Below are 6,859 nucleotides of genomic sequence, written 5' to 3'. Positions count from 1 at the left end.
ATCAACAAGGACGAGGAGGCGCCGATCTTCCAGGTGGCCGATTATGGATTGGTCGCTGACTTGTTCGAGGCGCTGCCTGAACTCGAGCAGAAGCTGTAGAGATGAGAATGCCGGTAATCACGAGCCTGTTACCGGCATTGTTGTGTCCGCGTCATGGCGATGGGGCGCTGTGTCAGCCGTCTTGTGGTGTGTAGGCGTGTCGTGCGTGGAAGCGGCGCAGGTCGTGGGCTTGTGGTGGTTGCCCGGTGAAGATCTCTACATATGAGGGAATTCGCTGCATGCGAAGTTCCAGCGTTTCCTGACAGTTAAGGGAAATATAGCCGATCTGGGTCAGGTAGATAGTGCGGCCGCGAACATTGGCGGCCAGTGGTTCGTAGCCGAAACGTACGAACATCTGTGTCAGCGCTTCGATGCGCGTTTCATCGGCTTGTTCAATGGCCTGAGAAACGTCCGGCGATTGTAGCGCCCAGCTGCGGATGGCGAACTCCAACTGGGAGTCGAACAATGCCGGGTCCAGCCAGCAGTCGAAGACGTTGAGAATCGCCTCGGTGATGGTCTCGGCATAGGCTTGTGTCTGGCCGACCAGCCCTTGGGTGTTCTTCTGGCGCCAGCGCTCGATGAGGGCGTGCAGTAGCGCTTCGCGATCCTTGAAGAACCAGTAGAAACTCGTGCGTGACAACTCGAGGCGCTTGGCCAGCGGCAGAATGCGCACACTGTCGACGCCAGATTCGAGCAAAAGCTCAAAGGCCGCATCCAACCAGGCATCACGAGACCCCTTCCACTTGGTGTTGCGGTTGTCGGCGGATGGCATCGAGCAGGCCTCGCGTGTCCAGGAAAGCGAAGGGCACGAACTGGGTCGTGCGCATGAAGAGCCTAGTGTACATAGGTGTCTGTTTTGTGTACATGTAAAAGCGCTGGGAGGTAGGCGTCGCCAGACCAGTGGTTTAGGAGGCTAGGAAGGCACTTCGCCCCGTGCAATCAACACCCGCTCCATCAGTTCGTTCCAGCGGTGGCGGGCCATCATGGTGGTCAGGCCCGAAAACAGCGCCCAGGTCTTGCGCCGCCAGCCCTTGAGCCGCAGGTTATGGGCCACCAGCAGCCGCATCAGCTTGTGGTCGTCGAAGTGGCGCCACTCGCTTGCCACGGACATCTGCTGGCGGGAGAGCACCGGCGCCAGCTCCAGGCGGAAGACCCACTCCAGCTCCTGCACGCTGAGGTCGTGACGCTGGATGACCTCGACCATACGAGCGTAGTCGGTCTCCTTGGGTTCCCGCTCCAGCCACAGGGGCGCCAGCGCCAGCCATAATTCGCCACGCTCGTCGACGAGGGTCTGGGCATCCATTGGCGGTCTCCTGCTCGTTGTGTCGGACATCGGGATCACCGCCATGCTGCCCCAGCCGGCGGCTGCACTCAACAAAGTTCGAGGCGAGCCGATGAGGGCGGACAGTGGCGCCCAGTGTCGCTAGAATGTTGCCATTGCAACACAATGTTCCGGACGCCGCCCCGTGCGGCTCCTCGGTATCCAACGAAGAGGTCTGTTGTGATCATCAAGCCCAAGGTACGCGGTTTCATCTGCACCACCACTCATCCCGTCGGTTGCGAGAAGAACGTGCTCGAGCAGATCGAGGCGACCCGGGCGCGAGGCCTGGACAAGAATGCCGGCCCCAGGAAAGTGCTGGTCATCGGCGCTTCCAGCGGTTACGGCCTGGCGGCGCGCGTCACCGCGGCCTTCGGCTACGGCGCCGATACGCTGGGCGTGTTCTTCGAGAAGCCGGGCACGGAGAAAAAGCCTGGTACCGCCGGTTGGTACAACTCGGCCGCTTTCGACAAGTTCGCCAAGGCCGAAGGCCTCTACAGCAAGTCCATCAATGGTGACGCCTTTTCCCACGAGGCGCGCGAGAAGGCCATCGAGCTGATCAAGCAGGATCTCGGCCAGGTCGATCTGGTGGTCTATTCCCTGGCGTCCCCGGTGCGCAAGCTGCCCGACAGCGGAGAGCTCAAGCGCTCCAGCCTCAAACCGATCGGCGAGACCTACCGCGCCACTGCCATCGACACCAACAAGGACGCCATCATCGAGGCCGAGGTCGAGCCGGCCACCGAGCAGGAAGTCGCCGATACCATCGACGTGATGGGCGGCGAGGACTGGGAGCTGTGGATCGATGCCCTGGACCGCGCCGGCGTGCTGGCGCCGGGGGCCAAGTCCGTGGCCTTCAGCTACATCGGCACCGAGATCACCTGGCCGATCTACTGGCATGGCGCCCTGGGGCGCGCCAAGGAAGATCTCGACCGTGCCGCCGATGAGATCGACAAGCGTCTCGGCAAGCAGGGCGGCGGTGCCAATGTGGCGGTGCTCAAGTCCGTGGTCACCCAGGCCAGCGCGGCGATCCCGGTGATGCCGCTGTATATCGCCATGGTCTACAAGGTGATGAAGGAACAGGGGCTCCATGAAGGCACCATCGACCAGCTCAATCGCCTGTTCGGCGAGCGCCTCTATCTGGGTGAAGGGCAGGGCAGTGCCGAGACTGATGATGCCGGTCGTCTGCGCCTCGACGACTGGGAGCTGCGCGACGATGTCCAGCAGTCTTGCAAGACGCTGTGGGCGGAGGTCACCACCGACAACCTGTTCGAGATCACCGACTACGCCGGCTACAAGCACGACTTCCTGAAGCTTTTCGGCTTCGAGCGGGATGATGTGGACTACGAGGCCGACGTCGACCCGGTGGCGAACTTCGATGTCGTCGAACTCTGAGAGATGCCGCATGAAATCTCGAGTCCTGCCGTGGCTCCACCATGGCTGGCTTGATCTCCCGGCCCAACGCTTTCACCGATACCCTGCACGACGTCGATGATGGGCGCTGATGGCAGGGGCGGGCCGCCTTCCCACGGCCTGACCAGAGACGTGGGGATGGTGGTGCTGCCCGGGTTCTCGATGCTGGCCCAGGCCTGCGCCACCGAGCCCCTGCACGTGGCCAACCGCCTGGCTGGGCGCACGCTGTATCGTCTGTCGACCTTCGCCGTCGATGAGCGGCCGGTCGCCAGTGCCTCCGGTCAGGCCTTGTTGCCCCAGGCTGCCGCTAGCGAGTCGGGGGCGTCGCTGGACTTGTTGCTGGTGTGCGCGCCGGGCCCGCTGGCGGGCAGCGTGCCCCGGGCACTGCTCGATTGGTTGCAGCGGCTGGCCGCTGCCCGGGTGGTACTGGGCGGTATCGGCGGCGGCACCGAGCTGCTGGCGCGTACCGGGGTGTTGGATGGCTATCGTGCCACCTTGCCCTGGCCGCGTTTCGAGGCCTTCGCCCGGGACTATCCGCGGGTCCGTCTGTCGCAGCAGTTGTTCGAGATCGACCGCGACCGGCTGACCTGCGGGGGCGGCACCGCCGCCATGGACATGATGATGACCCTGGTCGGCAGTCACCATGGTGACGAGCTGGCCGAACGTATCTCCGAACACTTCGTGCTCGAGCGCATCCGCATGGGCGACGAGCCCCAGCAGGTGCCGTTGCGCACGCGGCTCGGCCATGCGCCCCAGAGTCTGGTGGACGCGGTGGCGTTGATGGAGTCGAACATCGAGGAACCCCTGACGACCCACGAGCTGGCCGAGCACCTCGGTATCTCGCGTCGCCAGCTCGAGCGGCTGTTCAAGAAGTATCTCCAGGCCGTGCCCAGCCGCTATTACCTCAACCTGCGCCTGCAGCAGGCCCGCCGCCTGCTGCGCGAAAGCGACCGTCCCGCCGGCGAGATCGCCCTGCAGACCGGCTTCTCCTCGGCGGCACACTTCTCCACCGCCTATCGCAATCACTTCGGCATGACGCCCCGCGAGGAGCGCCTGGGCTAGAGGCTCAACGAAAAGTGTCTGCACTTGGTGATTATGGCCGAAAATGTCCGCTGATGAGCCGCTTATGGCCTCAGTCCCGCGATGGGGCGGCGCTATGCTGGCACGACCATCCATTGCTCCTTGGCGGAGACCATGCCCATGAACACCGCACTCCTGATGATCGACGTTCAAGCTTCCTTCCCGGCGCGTGACTATTGGGACGAGGCGCTGACTGCCCCCTGGCGCGAGCGGCAACACGCCTTGCTGGCGCTGGCCCGACAAGCCGGAATGCCTCTGGTACGCATCTACCACGAGGAGCCCGGCAGTACGACGCCCTTCGATCCCGAGCATGGCCTGATTCGTCCGCTCGAAGGGTTCGACGAGCCGTCGGCGGCGACCTTCCACAAACGAGCCCACAACGCCTTCACCGACACCGAGTTGGAACACTGGCTGCGCGATCGAGGCATCGAACGGCTGATCATCAGCGGCATTCGCACCGAGCAGTGCTGCGAGACCACCACGCGTGTCGCCGCCGACCTCGGCTTCGAGGTGGACTTCGTCAGCGAAGCGACCCTGACCTTCCCCATGACCCGGCTGGGCCGGACCTGGTCCGCCGAGGATATTCGCGCCCGCACCGAGCTGGTGTTGGAAGGTCGCTTCGCGCGCATCGTCGATGTCGCCGGCCTGGCGAAGGAGTGGGGCACGCATGCCGCTTGAGACGGCGCCGTCTCCGACGGTCGGGGTGCTGATGCTCCCCGGCCAGGTCCCGCTCGACCTGGTGGGTCCGCTGCAGGTGCTGCACAGTGCGCAGCGCATGCACGAGAACCTGACGATTCGCTACTTCGGCCCCAGCGAGACGCTCGACTGGCTGGGACCGCTGGCGCTGAGCGGTATCGAGCCCCTGCCTCGGACGTCGCAGGACTGGGATCTGCTGCTGGTGCCCGGACAGTATCGGCAGGGCATCGATCCGAGCCGTCAGCCGCTTGCCGTCGAATGGCTGCGCGAGCATGCGCCGGCGGCCCGCACGGTCATGGGGATCTGTTCGGGTTCGTTGCTGTTGGCCGAGGCCGGCCTGCTGGACGGTCGTCGCTGTACCACCCACCACACCCTGCTGGCGCAGTTGGAAACCTTGGCGCCGGGGGCTCGTGTTCAGGGCGACTGTATCTTCATCGAGGATGGCCCCGTCCTCACCAGCGCCGGAATCTCCACGGGCATCGACACCATGCTGCACTGGCTGACGCGATGCTTCGGTCACCGGCTGACGCTGGCGGTGGCCCGGGAGATGGTGCTTTACCTGCGCCGCAGCGGCCATGAGCCGCAACTGGCCGGTTGGCTGGAAGGGCGCAATCATGTCGACGAGCGTATCCACCGCCTGCAGGACGCTCTGAGTGCTCGTCTGGGAGAACGGTGGTCAATGGCCGACATGGCGCGAGCGGCGATAATGAGTGAACGTCACCTGCGTCGTCGCTTCCTCGCGGTCGCCGGCATGTCGCCGCATGATTATCTGCTGCGCTTGCGTCTGCAGCTCGCCCGACAATTGATGGAGGAGACGCCCTGGAGCCTGGCACGTATCGCCGAAGAAGTCGGTCTCGGCGACGACCGGCAGCTCAGGCGTGCCTGGCGCCGCTTCGAAACCGGTTCACCCCGAGCATGGCGCGAGCGTCGGGAGCCAGGCTCGTCCTGACCCGCTTCGCTGCCTTCTTTCACAATTCGCCGTCCCATTGCTGAAAGCTTCCCCGGCCAGTGCTCCCTATACTCGAATGCATCGACTCGAAAACGATGATCCATCCTTCCGAGCCTTCTCGAGCAAAAGGAGCGTGACATGACCCAGACCCCGACCCGCAGTGATTTCGACCAGTACATGATGCCCAACTACGCGCCCCAGAAGACCATCCCGGTGCGTGGCGAGGGCAGCCGCCTGTGGGATCAGCAGGGCAAGGAGTACATCGATTTCGCCGGGGGGATCGCGGTGAACGCGCTGGGTCATTGCCACCCGGTGCTGGTCGATGCTCTCAAGGAGCAGGCCGACAAACTGTGGCATCTGGCCAACATCTACACCAACGAGCCGGCCCTGAAACTGGCGCGCAGCCTGGTCGAGCGGACCTTCGCCGACAAGGTCTATCTGTGCAGTTCCGGTGGCGAGGCCAACGAGGCTGCGCTCAAGCTGGCGCGTCGCTGGGCCTACGACAATCACGGCGAGCGCAAGAATCGCATCGTCTCCTTCGGCAAGTCCTTCCACGGCCGGACGCTGTTCACCGTCAGCGTCGGTGGCCAGCCGAAGTACTCCCAGGGTTTCGGGCCGGTACCGGGTGGCATCGTGCACGGCGAGTACAACGACCTGGACAGCGTGCGCGAGTTGATCGACGCCGACACCTGTGCGGTGATGGTCGAGCCGATGCAAGGCGAGGGCGGCATCATTCCCGCCGACCCCGAGTTCCTCAAGGGGCTGCGCGAACTCTGCGATGCCAACGATGCCTTGCTGATCTTTGACGAAGTGCAGACCGGCGTGGGCCGCACCGGTTCGCTGTATGCCTACATGCAATACGGCGTCACACCGGACATCCTGACCACCGCCAAGGCGCTCGGTGGTGGCTTCCCGGTGGGTGCCATGCTGACCACCGACCGCATCGCGCCATCCCTGACGCTGGGCACTCATGGCTCGACCTATGGCGGCAATGCCCTGGCGTCCGCCGTGGCCCTGGCGGCACTCGAGCACATCGATACGCCCGAAGTGCTGGACGGCGTGGCCAAGCGTCACGATCTGTTCCGCGAGCACCTCGAGGCCATCAACCGCAAGCACAACGTCTTCAAGGAAGTGCGTGGCATGGGGCTGCTGATCGGCGCCGAGATGCATCCCGAGTACGAAGGACGCGCCAAGGACATCCTGCCGCTGGCCATCGAGGAAGGTCTGATGGCGCTGGTGGCCGGGCCTAATGTGCTGCGTGTGGCACCGTCGCTGGTGATCCCCGAGGCGGATATCGTCGAGGGCATGGCGCGTCTCGAGCGTGCCGTTGCGCGTTTGGTGGCCGACCAGTGAGCCGCGTTCCCACC

General features: G+C 64.3%; 7 protein-coding genes and 1 pseudogene. 6 read left to right on the top strand and 2 right to left on the bottom strand.

The window, feature by feature from the left end:
- Window positions 1-99, top strand: a pseudogene (locus tag FZZ93_RS18545) (electron transfer flavoprotein subunit alpha/FixB family protein); the annotation flags it as partial.
- A gap of 73 nt (window positions 100-172) precedes the next feature.
- On the opposite strand, the gene FZZ93_RS09285 reads toward FZZ93_RS18545, so the two are convergent.
- On the bottom strand, window positions 173-811 hold the full coding sequence (locus FZZ93_RS09285) for a TetR/AcrR family transcriptional regulator (protein WP_149322041.1): 639 nt from the start codon (window positions 809-811) through the stop codon (window positions 173-175).
- 141 nt (window positions 812-952) lie between these two features.
- Window positions 953-1,342 (bottom strand): DUF7079 family protein, encoded by a 390-nt coding sequence (locus FZZ93_RS09280; RefSeq protein WP_149322040.1) that lies wholly within the window; start codon window positions 1,340-1,342, stop codon window positions 953-955.
- Between the two features lie 198 nt (window positions 1,343-1,540).
- On the opposite strand from FZZ93_RS09280, the gene fabV reads away from it, so the two are divergent.
- The 5 genes from fabV to FZZ93_RS09255 all read left to right on the top strand — a co-directional run bounded on the left by fabV (window position 1,541) and on the right by FZZ93_RS09255 (window position 6,845).
- A complete protein-coding gene (fabV, locus tag FZZ93_RS09275; protein ID WP_149322039.1) occupies window positions 1,541-2,749 on the top strand; it encodes an enoyl-ACP reductase FabV in 1,209 nt (402 codons plus the stop codon).
- Window positions 2,750-2,848: 99 nt separating this feature from the next.
- A complete protein-coding gene (locus FZZ93_RS09270; protein WP_187774501.1) occupies window positions 2,849-3,829 on the top strand; it encodes a GlxA family transcriptional regulator in 981 nt (326 codons plus the stop codon).
- Between the two features lie 138 nt (window positions 3,830-3,967).
- Entirely contained in the window at window positions 3,968-4,525 is a 558-nt protein-coding gene (locus tag FZZ93_RS09265; protein ID WP_149322038.1) for an isochorismatase family protein, read from the top strand.
- Window positions 4,515-5,492 (top strand): GlxA family transcriptional regulator, encoded by a 978-nt coding sequence (locus FZZ93_RS09260; RefSeq protein WP_149322037.1) that lies wholly within the window; start codon window positions 4,515-4,517, stop codon window positions 5,490-5,492. The genes FZZ93_RS09265 and FZZ93_RS09260 overlap by 11 nt, the downstream gene beginning before the upstream one ends.
- 138 nt (window positions 5,493-5,630) lie before the next feature.
- On the top strand, window positions 5,631-6,845 hold the full coding sequence (locus FZZ93_RS09255; RefSeq protein ID WP_149322036.1) for an aspartate aminotransferase family protein: 1,215 nt from the start codon (window positions 5,631-5,633) through the stop codon (window positions 6,843-6,845).
- Window positions 6,846-6,859: the final 14 nt, after the last annotated feature.

The sequence above is a fragment of the Halomonas eurihalina genome (assembly GCF_008274785.1).
Lineage (GTDB): Bacteria > Pseudomonadota > Gammaproteobacteria > Pseudomonadales > Halomonadaceae > Halomonas > Halomonas eurihalina.
Note: the sequence above shows the minus strand (reverse complement) of the source record. Positions and strands in the feature narration are given on the sequence as shown.

Bases quoted from the DNA above. Each gene is read 5' to 3' on its own strand.
- FZZ93_RS09285 (WP_149322041.1), bottom strand. From the start codon at position 811: ATGCCATCCGCCGACAACCGCAACACCAAGTGGAAGGGGTCTCGTGAT.
- FZZ93_RS09280 (WP_149322040.1), bottom strand. From the start codon at position 1,342: ATGGATGCCCAGACCCTCGTCGACGAGCGTGGCGAATTATGGCTGGCG.
- FZZ93_RS09270 (WP_187774501.1), top strand. From the start codon at position 2,849: ATGGGCGCTGATGGCAGGGGCGGGCCGCCTTCCCACGGCCTGACCAGA.
- FZZ93_RS09255 (WP_149322036.1), top strand. From the start codon at position 5,631: ATGACCCAGACCCCGACCCGCAGTGATTTCGACCAGTACATGATGCCC.
- FZZ93_RS09265 (WP_149322038.1), top strand. From the start codon at position 3,968: ATGAACACCGCACTCCTGATGATCGACGTTCAAGCTTCCTTCCCGGCG.
- FZZ93_RS09260 (WP_149322037.1), top strand. From the start codon at position 4,515: ATGCCGCTTGAGACGGCGCCGTCTCCGACGGTCGGGGTGCTGATGCTC.